The sequence below is a fragment of the Aeromonas sp. 603404 genome, from assembly GCF_049171775.1.
GTDB lineage: Bacteria > Pseudomonadota > Gammaproteobacteria > Enterobacterales > Aeromonadaceae > Aeromonas > Aeromonas veronii_A.
Genome location: NZ_JAAKPE010000006.1, coordinates 202,666 through 219,307 on the forward strand (window position 1 = coordinate 202,666; position 16,642 = coordinate 219,307).

The 16,642-nt window shown below is 61.9% G+C and carries 12 protein-coding genes and 1 riboswitch; of the genes, 9 read left to right on the forward strand and 3 right to left on the reverse strand.

Annotated features, from left to right (window positions below; all coding sequences use genetic code 11):
• Positions 1-200: 200 nt before the first annotated feature.
• Entirely contained in the window at positions 201-1,478 is a 1,278-nt protein-coding gene (locus tag G5306_RS10930) for a cation:proton antiporter (protein ID WP_019446508.1), read from the reverse strand.
• A gap of 216 nt (positions 1,479-1,694) precedes the next feature.
• Here G5306_RS10930 and metH point away from each other — a divergent pair, with 216 nt between their 5' ends.
• On the forward strand, positions 1,695-5,390 hold the full coding sequence (metH, locus tag G5306_RS10935; protein ID WP_421312879.1) for a methionine synthase: 3,696 nt from the start codon (positions 1,695-1,697) through the stop codon (positions 5,388-5,390).
• Between the two features lie 231 nt (positions 5,391-5,621).
• Positions 5,622-6,518: a 30S ribosomal protein S6--L-glutamate ligase gene (gene rimK / locus G5306_RS10940; RefSeq protein ID WP_005340088.1), complete on the forward strand. Its 897-nt coding sequence runs from the start codon at positions 5,622-5,624 to the stop codon at positions 6,516-6,518.
• Positions 6,519-6,613: 95 nt separating this feature from the next.
• On the opposite strand, the gene G5306_RS10945 is transcribed toward rimK, so the two are convergent.
• Together G5306_RS10945 and G5306_RS10950 are read right to left on the reverse strand one after the other, a co-directional pair.
• Positions 6,614-7,858, reverse strand: a complete 1,245-nt coding sequence (locus G5306_RS10945; RefSeq protein WP_021231598.1) for a sensor histidine kinase — start codon at positions 7,856-7,858, stop codon at positions 6,614-6,616.
• Positions 7,855-8,523 carry a response regulator transcription factor gene (locus tag G5306_RS10950; protein ID WP_005340090.1) on the reverse strand — a complete coding sequence of 223 codons (669 nt, stop codon included), beginning with the start codon at positions 8,521-8,523 and terminating at the stop codon, positions 7,855-7,857. Before G5306_RS10950 ends, G5306_RS10945 begins: the two co-directional genes overlap by 4 nt.
• A gap of 88 nt (positions 8,524-8,611) precedes the next feature.
• On the opposite strand from G5306_RS10950, the gene G5306_RS10955 reads away from it, so the two are divergent.
• The 7 genes from G5306_RS10955 to thiS all read left to right on the forward strand — a co-directional run bounded on the left by G5306_RS10955 (position 8,612) and on the right by thiS (position 16,567).
• On the forward strand, positions 8,612-9,034 hold the full coding sequence (locus G5306_RS10955; RefSeq protein WP_164537822.1) for a hypothetical protein: 423 nt from the start codon (positions 8,612-8,614) through the stop codon (positions 9,032-9,034).
• Between the two features lie 86 nt (positions 9,035-9,120).
• Positions 9,121-9,606 (forward strand): hypothetical protein, encoded by a 486-nt coding sequence (locus G5306_RS10960; RefSeq protein WP_042052581.1) that lies wholly within the window; start codon positions 9,121-9,123, stop codon positions 9,604-9,606.
• A 260-nt stretch (positions 9,607-9,866) separates the two neighbouring features.
• Entirely contained in the window at positions 9,867-11,330 is a 1,464-nt protein-coding gene (gene aerA / locus G5306_RS10965) for an aerolysin AerA (RefSeq protein ID WP_162838993.1), read from the forward strand.
• 271 nt (positions 11,331-11,601) lie between these two features.
• A riboswitch (TPP riboswitch) is annotated at positions 11,602-11,714 on the forward strand.
• 279 nt (positions 11,715-11,993) lie between these two features.
• Positions 11,994-13,985, forward strand: a complete 1,992-nt coding sequence (gene thiC, locus G5306_RS10970) for a phosphomethylpyrimidine synthase ThiC (RefSeq protein WP_421312863.1) — start codon at positions 11,994-11,996, stop codon at positions 13,983-13,985.
• Positions 13,982-15,598 carry a thiamine phosphate synthase gene (thiE, locus tag G5306_RS10975; RefSeq protein WP_421312864.1) on the forward strand — a complete coding sequence of 539 codons (1,617 nt, stop codon included), beginning with the start codon at positions 13,982-13,984 and terminating at the stop codon, positions 15,596-15,598. The genes thiC and thiE overlap by 4 nt, the downstream gene beginning before the upstream one ends.
• A complete protein-coding gene (locus tag G5306_RS10980; RefSeq protein ID WP_421205545.1) occupies positions 15,588-16,364 on the forward strand; it encodes a HesA/MoeB/ThiF family protein in 777 nt (258 codons plus the stop codon). Before thiE ends, G5306_RS10980 begins: the two co-directional genes overlap by 11 nt.
• Positions 16,361-16,567: a sulfur carrier protein ThiS gene (thiS, locus tag G5306_RS10985; RefSeq protein ID WP_167573687.1), complete on the forward strand. Its 207-nt coding sequence runs from the start codon at positions 16,361-16,363 to the stop codon at positions 16,565-16,567. Before G5306_RS10980 ends, thiS begins: the two co-directional genes overlap by 4 nt.
• Positions 16,568-16,642: the final 75 nt, after the last annotated feature.

A 16,642-nucleotide genomic window follows, 5' to 3' on the forward strand; every position in this document is an offset into this window, starting at 1 on the left:
GGCTGATTAACTAGCCGGCGCGCATTCTCTCCTCGAAATGAATAAAAAGCAAACAATAATTTGCCGATGTTGAAGTCAGTACGCTTTTCCTCTGTGTAATCAAGGCGCTATCAGCAGCAAATATTCGCAACTATCCGCCATAAAAAGAGGGCTCCCGACGGGAGCCCTCTCTCATTCTGCAATCAGCACAGTGGGCCGACTCAGTAGTCGCCACAGGCCTTCTTGGCGGCCGTGATCATCGGGGTGATGGTCATGCCTTGCACCACGATGGAGAACATCACCACCGAGTAGGTCATCACCAGGATGACCTCCCGCAGATCGACGCCATGTTCCGGGATCATCATGACGCCGGAGGGGAGTGCCAGCGCCATCGCCATGGCCAGACCACCGCGCAGGCCACCCCAAGTGAGGATCCGCACCGAGAAGGTGTTGTAATTGCGGAATCGGCGGAAAGCCACATAGGGTAGCGACACGCTGATAAAGCGGGCGCCCAGGCAGAGCGGCACCGCAATGACCAGCAGGATCCAGTCACGCCAGGCGAGATCCAGCAGTACCAGCGCCAGACCGATCAGCAGGAACAGCAGGGCGTTGAGGAACTGGTCCATCAACTCCCAGAAGTGATCCAGGTGATGGCTGCTCTGCTCGGAGAAGCCGGAGTGACGGGTCCAGTTGCCGATCATGATGCCGGTGACCACCATGGCCAGTGCGCCGGAGACGCCGATCATGTTGGCAAAGGCAAAACCGGCGGTCGGGATGCAGAGGGTCAGCAGCAGCTCCAATGAACCGTCATCGGTGGCGCTGATCATCACGTGGGCGATGAGGCCCAGCACGGCACCGAACAGGATGCCGCCGAGGGCTTCGTGCAGAAACAGACCGGCCACGCTACCGAAGGTGGGTTCGACACCGCCAAAGGCGACGGCAAACACGGTAGCGAAGATGACGAGGCCAACACCGTCGTTGAACAGGGATTCCCCTTCGATCTGGATGGCGATCTGGGGTGGCGCTTTCATCTTCTTGACGATGGCCAGTACGGCAATCGGGTCAGTGGGGGAGATCAGCGCGCCGAACAGCATGCAGTAGACCAGCGGCAACTCCCAGCCCAGCAGCTTGGCGATAAACCAGAAGCCGTAGCCGATGAGGAAGGTGGAGAGCAGGGTGGCAATGATGGCCAGAATGGTGATCTCCCACTTCTGGCTACGCAGCGCCTTGAGGTTGATGCCGAGGCCACCGGCGAACAGCAGGAAGCCCAGAATCCCCTTCAGCAGGAAGTTCTGGAAGTCGATGCTCTCCATGGTCTTGACGGCAAGAGGTTCCAGGTTGAACCAGCCCAGTTTGCCAAACAGCACCAGCAGTGCGGAGATCAGCATGGAGCCCGCAGTAATGGCGATGGTGGTCTGGATCTTCACAACATACTGGTTGGCAAAGGCGATAAAAATCGCCAACGCTGCCAGAAAACAGAGTGTGTAGTAGACGCTCATAGTTATTTTTTTCTCGTTGGTAGACAGCAAGCACGTATCCCTATGCAGGACGGGCATAGGTTACTCTCGGGCCCTATGTTACTCATTACCCATAAATGAGTATATGGTGGCGCATTTGGACTGATAGACGGCTAGATTTCCATTTTATTTGTTTGCTGTTAGGATGCTGTTTACGCAGTTGCATGGATGTAAGAGGAACACGCGGTGTCGAACGTAATGTCGAGCAGAGAGCTGAGCAAGCAGTCGGACGTAACAAAGAAGCTGGAAGCCTGCCTCAGGGAGCGGATCCTGATCATCGACGGGGCCATGGGCACCATGATCCAGGGCTACAAACTCGGTGAGGCGGATTATCGGGGTGAGCGGTTTGCCGACTGGCATACCGACATCAAGGGCAACAACGATCTGCTGGTGCTGACCCGTCCGGCGGTGATCCGCGAGATCCACGAGCAGTATTGCGCTGCCGGGGCCGACATTCTCGAGACCAACACCTTCAACGCCACTCGCATCGCCATGGCCGATTACGAGATGGAAGAGTTCTCGGCCGAGATCAACCGTGAAGCCGCCCGTCTGGCCCGCGCCGTGGCAGACGAGTGGACGGCAAAAGATCCCGCCAAGCCGCGTTTCGTGGCAGGGGTGTTGGGCCCCACCAACCGTACCGCCTCCATCTCGCCGGATGTGAACGATCCCGGCAAGCGTAACGTCACCTATGACCAGCTGGTGGCCGCCTACACCGAATCGACCCATGCCCTGATCGAGGGCGGCGCTGACATCATCCTGATCGAAACCATCTTCGATACCCTCAACGCCAAGGCGGCCGCTTTCGCGGTGGAAGGGGTGTTCGAGGCGCTGGGCTACAGCCTGCCGGTGATGATCTCCGGCACCATTACCGATGCCTCCGGCCGTACCCTCTCCGGCCAGACCACCGAAGCCTTCTACCACTCGCTGCGCCACGTCAAACCGGTCTCGTTCGGCCTCAACTGTGCGTTGGGGCCCGATGAGCTTCGCCAGTATGTGGAGGAGCTGTCTCGCATCAGCGAATCCTGCGTCAGCGCCCACCCCAACGCCGGTCTGCCCAATGCGTTTGGCGAGTACGATCTCGATGCCGTCGAGATGGCGGCGCATATCCGCGAGTGGGCCCAAAGCGGCTTTCTCAACCTGGTCGGCGGTTGCTGCGGCACCACCCCGACTCATATCCGCGCCATGGCCGACGCCGTGGCGGGCATCAAGCCGCGTGTGCTGCCCGAGCTGCCGGTGGCCTGCCGCCTGTCGGGTCTTGAGCCGCTGATCATTACCCCTGAATCCATGTTCGTGAACGTGGGGGAGCGCACCAACGTCACCGGTTCGGCCAAGTTCAAACGGCTGATCAAGGAGGGGCTGTACGACGAGGCGCTCGACGTTGCCAAGCAGCAGGTGGAGAACGGTGCCCAGATCATCGACATCAACATGGATGAGGGGATGCTGGACGCCGAAGCGGCCATGGTGCGCTTCCTCAACCTCATCGCCGGTGAGCCCGATATCGCCCGGGTGCCTGTGATGATCGACTCCTCCAAGTGGGAGGTGCTGGAGGCGGGCCTCAAGTGCGTGCAGGGCAAGCCGGTGGTCAACTCCATCTCCATGAAAGAGGGGGAGGAGAAGTTCATCCAGCAGGCCAGATTGCTGCGCCGCTACGGCGCCGCCGTCATCGTGATGGCGTTCGATGAAGCGGGTCAGGCCGACACCCGCGCCCGCAAGTTCGAGATCTGCCAGCGTGCCTACCGGATCCTGGTGGATCAGGTCGGTTTCCCGCCGGAAGACATCATCTTCGACCCCAATATCTTCGCGGTAGCGACCGGCATCGACGAGCACAACAACTACGCGGTGGACTTCATCGAGGCGGTGAAGGACATCAAGACGCACCTGCCTCACGCCATGATCTCCGGCGGCGTCTCCAATGTCTCGTTTTCGTTTCGCGGCAACGAGCCGGTGCGGGAAGCGATTCACGCCGTCTTCCTCTACCACGCCATCAAGAACGGCATGGACATGGGGATCGTCAACGCCGGTCAGCTCGCCATCTATGAAGACATTCCGGCGGAGCTGAAAGAGAAGGTCGAGGCGGTGGTGCTCAACCTCAATGACAATGCCACCGAAGAGCTGCTGGCCATCGCCGAGAAGTATCGCGGAGCCGGTGCCCAGGCTGAGGATCCGCGGGATCAGGAGTGGCGCAGCTGGCCGGTGGGCAAGCGGCTGGAGCACGCACTGGTCAAGGGGATCACCGACTTTATCGAAGAGGATACCGAAGAGGCACGCGCTGGTGCCGAGAAGCCGCTGCACGTCATCGAAGGGCCGTTGATGGATGGTATGAACGTGGTCGGCGACCTGTTCGGCGCGGGCAAGATGTTTCTGCCGCAGGTGGTGAAATCGGCGCGGGTGATGAAGCGGGCGGTTGCCTATCTGCAGCCCTATATCGAGGCGGAAAAGTCGGGCGGCTCCAGCAACGGCAAAATCGTGCTGGCCACCGTGAAGGGGGACGTGCACGACATCGGCAAGAACATCGTCGGGGTGGTGCTGCAGTGCAACAACTTCGAGATTGTCGACCTCGGGGTCATGGTCTCCTGCGAGACGATTCTCAAGACGGCGCGTGAGGTCGGCGCCGATATCATCGGGTTGTCGGGTCTCATCACCCCGTCGCTGGACGAGATGGTGCACGTGGCCAAGGAGATGGAGCGTCAGGGTTTCAAGCTGCCGCTGCTGATCGGCGGTGCCACCACCTCCAAGGCGCACACCGCGGTGAAGATCGAACAGAACTACTCGGAGCCTGTGGTCTATGTCTCCAACGCCTCCCGCGCGGTAGGGGTGGCCCAGAGCCTGCTCAGTCCGGATCTCAAGGAGGCGTTTGTCGCCCGCATCGACAAGGAGTACGAGATCGCCCGGGATCAGCATGCCCGCAAGCAGCCGCGCTCCCGTCCGGTCAGTCTGGCTCATGCCCGCGCCAACCGGCACCAGCTGGACTGGGTTGGCTACCAGCCGCCGAAGCCCCGCGAGCTCGGGGTGCAGAAGTTCGAAGATGTGCCCATTTCGGTGCTGCGCCCCTACATCGACTGGACGCCGTTCTTTCTCAGCTGGGAGCTGGCGGGCAAGTATCCACGCATCCTCGAGGACGAGATTATCGGCGAGGAGGCGACCAAGCTGTTTGCCGACGCCAACGCCATGCTGGATCAGCTGGAACAGGATCTGAGCGTGCGCTGCGCCGGGGTGATCGGCCTGTTCCCGGCCAACGCGGTAGGGGACAGCATCGAGGTCTACAGCGACGAGTCCCGCACCGAGGTCATCAAGGTGCTGCATCACCTGCGCCAGCAGAGCGAGAAGCAGGGCTTCCCCAACTACTGTCTGGCGGACTATGTGGCGCCGAAAGAGAGTGGCAAGCCCGACTGGATCGGTGCCTTCGCGGTGACCGGCGGCATCGGTGAGGAGGCCATCGCCAAGGCCTACAAGGCGCAGCACGATGACTACAACGCCATCCTCATTCAGGCGGTGTGCGACCGTCTGGCCGAAGCCTTTGCCGAGTATCTGCACGAGCAGGTGCGCAAGGTGCATTGGGGTTATGCCCCGGACGAGGCACTCAGCAACGAGGAGCTGATCCGCGAAAACTATCAGGGCATCCGTCCGGCGCCCGGTTATCCGGCCTGCCCGGAGCACACCGAGAAGGGGAGCATCTGGGAACTGCTGGAGGTGGAGCAGGCCATCGGCATGCAGCTCACCGAATCCTACGCCATGTGGCCGGGGGCGGCGGTGTCGGGCTGGTACTTCTCCCATCCCGAGAGCAAATACTTCGCGGTGGCGCAGATCCAGCAAGATCAGGTGGAAGATTACGCCGTTCGCAAGGGGATGACGCTGGCAGAGGCCGAACGCTGGCTGGGGCCAAACCTGAACTGACTCCCGCGTGACATCGGTTGATCTTTAACGAGAAACGGCGGCATCCTTGCTTGGGTTGAACAACCTGCGCAGAGCCGCCGTTTAACCTGTTGGTCACAGTGATGTGGTAGCGTGCGGTTTGGTGTGGTTTGTCTTGTTGTCAGGATAAACAATTGGCGTTGTCTTGGCGCTGTGGCACCTTATACTCTCCCGCCCCATCCTGCCCAGGCACAGCCTTCTAGCGGAATTGTCATGAAGATCGCCATTTTATCCCGTGAGCCGAAAAACTACTCCACCCGCCGTCTGGTCGAGGTGGCGCAGGCGCGCGGTCATCAGGTAGAGGTGCTCGACACCCTGCGCTGCTATATGAATATCGCTTCCCACAACCCCTCCATTCACTACGAGGGTGGGGAGCTGGGAAGTTATGACGCCGTGATCCCGCGGATCGGGGCCAGCATTACCGCCTATGGCACCGCCGTGCTGCGCCAGTTCGAGATGATGAACACCATGGCCCTCAACAGCTCGGTGGCCATCAGCCGCTCCCGCGACAAGCTGCGGGCGATGCAGCTGCTCTCCCGCCACGGTATCGGCCTGCCCATCACCGGCTATGCCCACAGCACCCACGACGTGCCCGACCTCATCACCATGGTGGGCGGGGCGCCGTTGGTGGTGAAGCTGCTGGAGGGAACCCAGGGGATTGGCGTGGTGCTCTGCGAGACCCAGAAAGCCGCCGAGAGCGTGATTGAGGCCTTTATCCAGACCAACAACAACATTCTGGTGCAGGAGTATATCCGCGAGGCCAATGGTGCCGATATCCGCTGTCTGGTGGTCAACGGCAAGGTAGTTGCCGCCATGCGCCGTCAGGCGCAGCCGGGGGAGTTTCGCTCCAACCTGCACCGTGGCGGCACCGCCGAGGCGATCAAGATCACCCCGGAAGAGCGCGCAACCGCCGTACAGGCCGCCAAGATCATGGGGCTGGATGTGGCGGGGGTGGATATCCTGCGTAGCGCCCGTGGCCCGCTGGTGCTGGAGGTCAACTCCTCCCCCGGCCTGCAAGGGGTGGAAGCCGCCTCGGGCAAGGATGTAGCCGGCAAGATCATCGAGTTCCTCGAACTCAAGGCGAGCCGCAAGAACAAACCGGCGGAGTGAGCCTCAGGCTTGCATCTGTCAGATAGCAACAGGGCGCCCTCGGGCGCCTTGTTGCTATCTGGCTGGTGGGTTGGCGGTGCCACTGCGCCCTCACCCTAACCCTCTCCCAAAGGGAGAGGGAACTCTCCGGCGGCGATCATCGCCAGCCGGGCGCTGAATACGCCATCCTCGAGCCGGGTGTCGATCTGCCAACCCAACTTCTCGCAGATGCGCTGGATGATGGTGAGGCCGCAGCCGTAGCCGAGGATCTGATCCGGCGCCGCCGCCGTCGGGTTGCTGATGGTGAGCACCGGGCCACACAGCTCGATGTCGATATGTCCCTCGGCATAGCTCAGGGCATTTTTCAGCAGGTTGCCGAGGGCGATGGCGAGCAGGGAGAGGGGGGCGTTTACTTCGCTGCTCTCATCCAGATTAAGCCGGATATCGAGGGCCTCCCGCTGCAACAGCGGAGCGAGGCGGGCCAGCTCCTGACGGATCAGCGGGGTCACCTGCTGCAGCGGTCGCTCCACTGCCTCCTTGCGGCCCAGCAGCAGGAAGGTCTCGGTGAGCAGCGCCATCTCGTCGGCGGCGGCGCGGATGCGGGTGGTGGCGCGGGCAGCTGGCGCGGGCAGATCCGTCACCTTGCCGAGCAGGGCGGCCGAGCCCTGGATCACCATGTTGGGGGTGCGCAGCTCGTGGCTGGCGAAGCGACTGAACTCCTGCTCGCGGGCGAACACTGCGCTCACCTCCTGCTTGCCGGCCAGCAGCGCCAGCTCGATATCCCGCAGCTCCTGCCAGGGGGCGTCGGGCTCGAAATCCGCCTGATCCGGGGTGAGGTGGGCGACCCTCTGTTGCAGCCGTTGCAGCGGCCCCGTGATATGGCGCACCAGCCAGATGCCGAAGCCGAGGCAGCCCAGCAGCAGGGTCACCCCGATCAGCCGGGTCGCCAGATGCAGCTTGTCCTCGTAGGGGTCGAGGTAGTCGTCGGCGTCGTCGTTGAACACCAGATAGAGCAGTCCCTCGCCGGAGGGGTGACGGGCCACCAGAAAGTGTTTGTCCTCCTTGCCCAGCTGATGCTCGAAAAAGCCGGGGGTCTGGTAGGGCTTCAGCCATTTCGGCAGGCGGCCTGCCTCGGTCCAGTAGCTGGAGAACTGTCTGGGGCTCGGGGCGGCGGCCGCCGGGCCGAGTCGCAGCCAGTCATCGCTGTAGCGGGTCACTTCGGCTTCCAGCCAGTGGCGCAGGCTCAGCTCTTCCATCTTGTCCTCGGCCACCAGCATCAGGCCGGAGAGCAGGATCAGCAGCACCACCCCGGCGCCGCCGAGCGCCATGATCAGGCGGCGGCGCAGGCTCGGCAGACTCATGCGCTCACCAGTCGGTAGCCCTGGCCGTGCAGGGTCTCCAGCATGGGAGTGGGGAAGGGCTTGTCGAGCGCGTTGCGCAGGGCGTAGATGTGGCTGCGCAGGGCATCGGAGTCGGGCTCCTCATCCCCCCAGACGGTGTCGAGTACCTCCTGACGGCTGACGATGGCGGGGGCGCGGCGGGCCAGCAGGGCGAGGATCCGGAACGGGATCTTGCCGAGCTTGAGGGGCTCACCGGCACGGGTGGCGCGGCCGCTGGCGACGTCGACCGTCAGATCGCCAAAGCTGATGGCCCCCACATCGCCGCGCGGGCCGCGCAGGCTGAGGGCTTGCAGTCGCACCTCCAGCTCCTCCATGGCGAACGGCTTGACCAGATAGTCATCCCCTCCCGCCTTGAAGCCCGCCAGCTTGTCCTCCAGGCTGTCGCGGGCGGTGAGAAACAGCACGGGAGTGGCAATCCCCTGCTCGCGCAGGCGCGCTACCGTGCTGAGGCCATCGAGGCGCGGCATCATCACATCCATGATGATGACGTCGAAACGCTGCTCCTCCAGCAGTTGCAGCGCCGCCTGACCGTGATAGGCACAATCGAGGCGGTGACCGGCCAGCTCCAGATAATCCATGATGGTTTCCGCCACCTGAGGATTGTCTTCCACTACCAAAATCTTCATGCTTTGCTCTCCTGGTTGGCGAGCGTTTCACGCTCTTTTCACACCGGATTCGGCATCCTGTTTGCCAGTGTAACCCCGAGGATCCCTGATGAAGAAGTCTCTCTGCGCCCTCCTGTTGCTGATCTTGTTGCCATTTGGCACCGCACAGGCGACCGAATTCAAACTGACCGGCCGCACTACCTGGCAGCTTGGCCAGTTGATGGTCAACGGCATGCCGTTCGTGATCGACGACCAGACCCGCTTCAAGGATTGGCTCAACGAGGATGATCTCGGCGGTACCTGGGTCGAGATGAAAGGGGTGGTTGAGAACGGCGTGCGCTATGTACGCAAGGTCGAAGCCCTCGACGAAGATGACAAGGACGAGATGGATCTGGAGGGGCCGGTGGAAGGGGGGCGGATCTGGGGCTACACCACTTCGGATAACAGTCTGGCGCCGTTTGAAGGGCGCTGGCTTGAGCTGGAGTGCAAGTTTGACGGCATGCGTCTGAGCCGCTGCCGCGAGGATGACTGATCCGATCTCTGCGTCCCGATTAGAAATGCTCCCGAATGAAGCCCATGCTTGTCCAGCATGGGCTTTTTGTTCAGGGACGAACGAAGATGGAACAATCGAGGAAGTGGTGTGCATGGATGCTGGGTCTGCCGCTCTGGGCGGCGCAGGCGGGAGCCGACGAATTGTGGCTGGTGGAGCTTGAGCACAGCGACGGCATCCGCCTGCAATTTCAGGGGGCTGAAGTGGAGCAGGGCAGTGCCGCCGTCTGGCGGCAGGGGGAAATTTGGCCGCAGCCACTCAAACCCGGCGACCAGCTCGCCCTGCTGGTGGCAGATGGCGTTGCCACCCGGATTGAGCTGCTGGCCGCCAGAGCCCCGCTGGCCAATCAGCCCTGGCAGCGGGCGCAAGATCGCCTGCAATCCTTCGATGACCGGCAGCTCACGCTGGCCACCCTGGGCACTGTGCCACTCAATCCGCAGGTGCGCTGGGTCAACGGTTCGGTCGCCGATCTGCACGCCGGGAGCGAGCTGGTATTGATCCGTTCGGCGGATGGAATATTGCAGGGAATTGAAGTGATCAATCCGGAAGAGTAATTCAGCATCTTCTTATTTAATATGGTTTCACCATATTGTGGCAGCCATTAAATAATGACTGTCACAATATTTATGATTTATTCCTCAATAAAGTCATCGCTCTAATTATTTTCCTGTATCACCATTATTTTGTTTGTCATGGATGTTTTTTGGTGGTTTATTTTATTTGTGTCAGGTTTTGTCGGAGTCCATACCTGTCAAATGAAAAAGGATATTTCTACACAATAACAATTATCGTATGTCTGAAAGAGGGATAAATGATGAATAGAATAATTACCGCCAATCTGGCGTTTTTGGCGTCTTCATTGATGCTCGCTCAGGTGCAGGCGGCTGAACCTGTCTACCCTGATCAGGTCAAGTGGGCGGGCCTTGGCACGGGCGTCTGTGCCAGTGGTTACCGTCCTCTGACCCGCGATGAAGCCATGAGTATCAAGGGTAATCTGGTCAGCCGCATGGGGCAGTGGCAGATCACCGGGCTGGCTGATCGCTGGGTGATTATGGGGCCGGGATATAATGGCGAAATCAAACAGGGCACTGCCGGAGAAACCTGGTGTTATCCCAACTCACCAGTTTCCGGAGAAATACCAACACTCTCTGACTGGAATATTCCGGCGGGTGATGAGGTCGATGTGCAATGGCGGCTTGTCCACGACAATGATTATTTTATCAAGCCAGTCAGTTATCTCGCCCATTATTTGGGATACGCCTGGGTGGGTGGAAATCATAGCCCCTATGTCGGGGAAGATATGGATGTTACCCGGGTTGGCGATGGCTGGTTGATAAAGGGAAATAATGACGGCGGCTGCTCCGGATATCGTTGCGGGGAGAAGAGCTCCATCAAGGTAAGCAACTTCTCATATACTCTGGAACCCGACTCCTTCAGCCATGGTCAGGTCACCGAGAGCGGCAAGCAGCTGGTCAAGACCATCACGGCCAATGCGACCAACTACACCGACCTGCCCCAGCAGGTGGTGGTGACCCTGAAGTACGACAAGGCCACCAACTGGTCGAAGACCGACACCTACAGCCTGAGCGAGAAGGTGACCACCAAGAACAAGTTTCAGTGGCCGTTGGTGGGGGAAACCGAACTGGCCATCGAGATCGCTGCGAGCCAGAGTTGGGCCTCCCAGAAAGGGGGCTCGACGACCGAGACCGTCTCGGTTGAAGCGCGCCCCACGGTGCCGCCTCACTCCAGCCTGCCGGTGCGGGTTGCCCTCTACAAGTCCAACATCTCCTACCCCTACGAGTTCAAGGCCGAGGTCAATTATGACCTGACCATGAAGGGCTTCCTGCGTTGGGGCGGCAATGCCTGGTATACCCATCCGGAGAATCGCCCCACCTGGGAGCACACCTTTGCCGTCGGCCCGTTCCGCGACAAGGCGAGCAGCATCCGCTATCAGTGGGACAAGCGTTATATCCCGGGTGAAGTGAAGTGGTGGGACTGGAACTGGACCATCAGCGAGTATGGTTTGTCGACCATGCAGAATAACCTGGGTCGTGTGCTGCGCCCGATCCGTTCGGCAGTGACCGGTGACTTCTATGCCGAGAGCCAGTTTGCCGGCGATATCGAAATCGGTCAGCCCCAGACCCGTTCCGCGAAGGCTGCCCAGCTGCGCAGTGCCTCTGCCGATGAGGTGGCGCTTACCGGTGTGGATCTGGACAGCGAGGCCCTTGCCAACGAAGGGTTTGGCAATGTATCCCTGACCATAGTGCCGGTTCAATAACCTCCCTCTCAGGCCCCTTTCATAGGGGCCTGTTTCTGTTCTGCGCAAGACGCTGTACTTGCCCTGCGCCCCTCGATTTTCCCTCTTTTTGTCCTCCTGTACCTGAATGATCACAGCGGGAAGCTATGGCTTGCCAAGGTGATGCCAACGCAGGTTTGACCTCTGTTTGGGGTGGCCCCGTGAGCGAGGCATCGTTCACTCATTTGTTGAAAGAGGCGTGTTGGCCAGATTGTTAACGGCTTGTGCTTTAAATTTTCCCCCTTATACTGGCGCCATCTTGTCGGAGTGCTGACCGTCGAACGACGCGAAGCTGAGACCGTTAATTCGGGATCCGTGGAACCTGATCAGGTTAAAACCTGCGAAGGGAACAAGGGTAACTTGCGGGTTACCGCGCCGGAGGAGGAACAAGCCTCTTCCGCTCATCGAAGGGGTAACCCTGATGGGTCAGGGCGCACAGGAGGGAGTCTGTCCCGTCCGGTTGTCCAGCACGTGGGGCGCCTTGCCCACAGCGTGCAGAGAGCGGGAAGCGGCAGAACAGCAGCGCGGAGATCTATCCCGCGCGCACTCCCTCCCGAGATAAACACCCCGCCGCAAGTTCATCTTCTCCTCGAACTCCAGACAAGCAAACACCCATAACTTCAACCAGTTAATGTGAGTTTTGCTATGTCTACTTCTGTATCTGATACCGCCAAATCCAGCCGCCGCGAGCAGCGCTCCAGCGCTCAGGCCTTTATCGACAACCTCAAAGGGATGGCTCATCCCAACTCCCGTCGCATCTTTATCGAAGGCTCCCGCCCCGATATTCGTGTCCCGCTGCGGGAGATCCAGCTGGCCGACACCTTCGTCGGCGGCACCAAAGAAGACCCCCGGTTCGAGCCCAACGAGCCGGTGCCGGTCTATGACACCTCGGGCCGTTACGGGGAGGAGGGGGTCGCCATCGACGTGCGCCGCGGCCTGCCGCGCCTGCGGGAAAACTGGGTGCTGGAGCGCGATGACACCGACGAACTGCCGGGGCTCAGCTCCACCTTCACTCAGGAGCGGCTGGCCGACGAGGGGCTGGATCATCTGCGCTTCGAGCATCTGCCGAAACCGCGCCGTGCCAAGCTGGGTCGCCGGGTCACCCAGCTCCACTACGCCCGTGCCGGCATCGTCACCCCCGAGATGGAATTTATCGCCATTCGCGAGAACATGGGGCGCGAGCGGGTGCGCTCCGAGCTCCTGCGCACCCAGCATCCGGGCCGCGATTTCGGTGCCCGTCTGCCCCAGAACATCACCCCTGAATTCGTGCGCGATGAGGTGGCCGCCGGCCGCGCCATCATCCCCAGCAACATCAACCACCCGGAAGCGGAGCCGATGATCATCGGCCGCAATTTTCTGGTGAAGATCAACGCCAACATCGGCAACTCGGCGGTCACCTCCAGCATCGAAGAGGAGGTAGAGAAGCTGGTCTGGTCCACCCGCTGGGGCGCCGACACAGTGATGGATCTCTCCACCGGTCGCTATATCCACGAGACCCGCGAGTGGATCCTGCGCAACAGCCCGGTGCCCATCGGCACCGTGCCCATCTATCAGGCGCTGGAGAAGACCAACGGCATCGCCGAAGAGCTCACCTGGGAGCTGTTCCGCGACACCCTGCTGGAGCAGGCCGAGCAGGGGGTGGACTACTTCACCATCCACGCCGGCGTCTTGCTGCGCTTTGTGCCGATGACCGCCAAGCGCCTCACCGGTATCGTGTCGCGCGGCGGCAGCATCATGGCCAAGTGGTGCCTCTCCCACCACAAGGAGAACTTCCTCTACCAGCACTTCCGCGAAATCTGCGAGATCTGCGCCGCCTATGACGTGGCCCTGTCCCTTGGTGACGGTCTGCGCCCGGGCTCCGTCTATGACGCCAACGATGAGGCCCAGTTCGCCGAGCTGCGCACTCTGGGCGAGCTGACCAAGATCGCGTGGGAATACGACGTGCAAGTGATGATCGAGGGGCCGGGTCATGTGCCGATGCACATGATCGAGCGCAACATGACCGAGCAACTGGAGCACTGCCACGAGGCGCCTTTCTATACGCTCGGCCCGCTCACCACCGATATCGCACCGGGTTACGATCACTTCACCTCCGGCATTGGCGCCGCGCTGATCGGCTGGTACGGCTGCGCCATGCTCTGCTACGTCACCCCCAAGGAGCATCTGGGGCTGCCCAACAAGGAGGATGTGAAGCAGGGGCTGATTACCTACAAGATCGCCGCCCACGCCGCCGATCTGGCCAAGGGGCATCCGGGTGCCCAGATCCGCGACAACGCCATGTCCAAGGCGCGTTTCGAGTTCCGCTGGGAGGATCAGTTCAACTTGGCGCTGGATCCCGACACCGCCCGTGCCTACCACGACGAGACCCTGCCGCAGGAGTCCGGCAAGGTGGCCCACTTCTGCTCCATGTGCGGGCCCAAGTTCTGCTCCATGAAGATCACTCAGGATGTGCGTGACTACGCAGCAAAGCTGGAGGCTGTGGAGATCAAGCTGGTCGGCATGGATGGCCAGCAGGAGCAGGTAGTGGCTCAGGTGGAGAGCGGCATGGCCCGCATGGCTGAGACTTTCAAGGAGACCGGCGGCGAGATCTATCATCAGGCAGCGGCGCTGAAACAGGCCGCAGGGGAGGAGGCGTGAGCAGCGCAAGCGGGGCTGTCAGCCCCGCCGATCTGTCGCCCGTGACGGACTCTCGCCCAGTTGTCTGGACCATCGCCGGTTCAGACTCCGGCGGCGGTGCAGGTATTCAGGCCGACTTGCACACATTGCACGACCTTGGCGTGCACGGTTGCTCGGTTATCTCCGCCATCACCGCCCAGAACTCGGTGGCGGTGAAGATGGTTGACCCCGTGCTGATGCAGACCTTCACCGCCCAGATCGATGCCCTCGGCGTCGATCTGCCGCCCGCCGCCATCAAGATCGGTCTGCTGCCGACCCGGCTCCACGTCGAGGTGTTGGCTCGCCGACTGGCAACTATCGAGGCACCCTTCGTGGTCTACGACCCGGTGGCCATCGCCAGCACCGGCACCCCGATGGCGGAGCCCAATATGCTGGAGGCGGTGCGCGAACAGCTGCTGCCACGTCTGTCGCTTATTACCCCCAACGGCCCCGAGCTGGAAGCCCTGACCGGACTGCCGGTCAGCAGCCCCGAACTGGTGCGCCTTGCCGCCCGCCGCCTGCGTGAACTCGGCGCTCGCGCCGTGCTGGTCAAGGGCGGCCATCTGGAGTGGAGCGGCGAGCTGTGTCTGGACTACTACCAGGATGAGCCCCGCGAATTCTGGCTGGCAGCGCCGCGCCTCGATACCCGCCACGGCCACGGCACCGGCTGCTGCTACGCCAGCGCCATCGCCGCCGTGGTGGCGCAGGATTATCCGGTAGAGGATGCCATCACCCTCGCTCGTGCCTACCTGCAACAGGGCTTGGCGGCGGCGCAAGGAGTGGGCGCGGGCCCCGGCCCCATCGCCCATCTCGGTTGGCCCGCCGATCTGGCTCACTTCCCCCGCGCCGTATTGGCGGGGTCAACCCTCGATCGCCGCTTCGGACTTTATGAGACAAGCAGTGCCCGCCTGCCGCAGGGCCCCTTCGCGCCGACCGAACACAACCTCGGTCTCTATCCGGTGGTCGATTCGGTCAAGTGGCTGCGCCGCCTGCTGGGGCAGGGGGTCAAGACCATCCAGCTGCGGATCAAGAATCTGCCCGCCGCTCAGGTAGCACCGGCCATTCGCGATGCGGTTGAGCTTGGTCGCCGCCATGGGGCGCGGCTCTTTATCAACGACTACTGGCAGCAGGCCATCGAGGCGGGCGCCTGGGGCGTGCATCTGGGGCAGGAGGATATGGAAACCGCCGATCTCGCCGCCATTCAGGCGGCCGGGCTGCGCCTTGGCATCTCCACCCACGGCTACTTCGAGTTGATGCGGGCCCGCGAGCTGGCCCCCTCCTATATCGCGCTGGGCCATATCTTCCCGACCAACACCAAGGCGATGCCCTCACGCCCGCAGGGGCTGGTGCGGCTGCATCGCTACCGCGCCCTGATGGCGGAGTGGCCGACGGTGGCCATCGGCGGCATCAGCGAGGAGCGGGTGGCGGCGGTCAAGGCAAGCGGAGTCGGCAGTATCGCGCTGGTCTCGGCCATCACCGCCAGTGACGACTGGCAGGGGGCGACCGAGCGGCTGCTTGCTGCCGTGGGGGCAGGGGATGAGCCGCGCTCGGCGCAGCTCATGACCGACATGCAGGAGGTGGAACATGCTCTCTGATGCGGAATACCTCAGATATGGCCGCCAGCTGATGCTGGCGGAAGTGGGTGAAGAAGGGCAGGCACGGCTCAAGGATAAATCCGTGCTGATCGTGGGCTTGGGCGGGCTTGGCTCACCGCTCGCCCTCTATCTGGCGGGGGCCGGGGTGGGTACCTTGTGGTTGGCCGATGGTGATACGGTGGACTCCAGCAATCTGCCGCGCCAGATCCTGTTCGATAGTGAGGCGGTCAACCACTCCAAGGCGGAGCTGGCCCGCGAGCGCTTGGCCGCCCACAACCCGCTGGTGGAGCTGATTGCCATCAACCAGCGGCTCGATGCCGCCAGCCTGCCGGAGTTTGTGGCCGAGGTTGATCTGGTGATCGACTGCTGTGACAACCTCGCCACCCGCCAGGCCATCAACGTCGCCTGCGTGGCTCAGGGCAAGCCCTGGCTCTCCGCCGCCGCGGTGGGCTGGCAGGGGCAGCTGATGGCGCGCACCAGCAGCGATCACGCCTGCTACGCCTGCCTCTATCCGCTGGATACCAAGCTCGCCCAGAGCTGCGAGACCAGCGGCGTCACCGGCCCGCTGGTCGGAGTGATGGGCTCTTTGCAGGCGCTAGAGGCATTGAAACTGCTGCTCGGGATGCCGAGCCCGGTCGCTGGCACATTGCGCCGCTTCGATGCTTTGACCCATCAGTGGCAGACCCTCACTCTGGCTCCCGATCCCGATTGCCCGGTCTGCGGACAGCGCCGATGCCCGACACACGATAAGGAGATCACCCCATGACCCTCACCATCCGACTCAACGATAAAGCCCAACCGCTGGCGGCAGGGCAGAGCGTGGCCGACCTGCTGGCTGCACAGGGGGTTAATCCCCAAGGGGTGGCGGTGGCCCTTAACGGCGCCGTGCTGCCCCGTGGCCGCTGGGCCGAGACCCGTCTTAATGACGGGGATGAAATTCACCTCTTCACCGCCATTGCGGGAGGCTGACCCATGATGCTCACAGTCCCATCTTCGCGTGCTCTGCCTTGCGGTGGAACCTCATCTCTTCTTATCGCAGTGGCA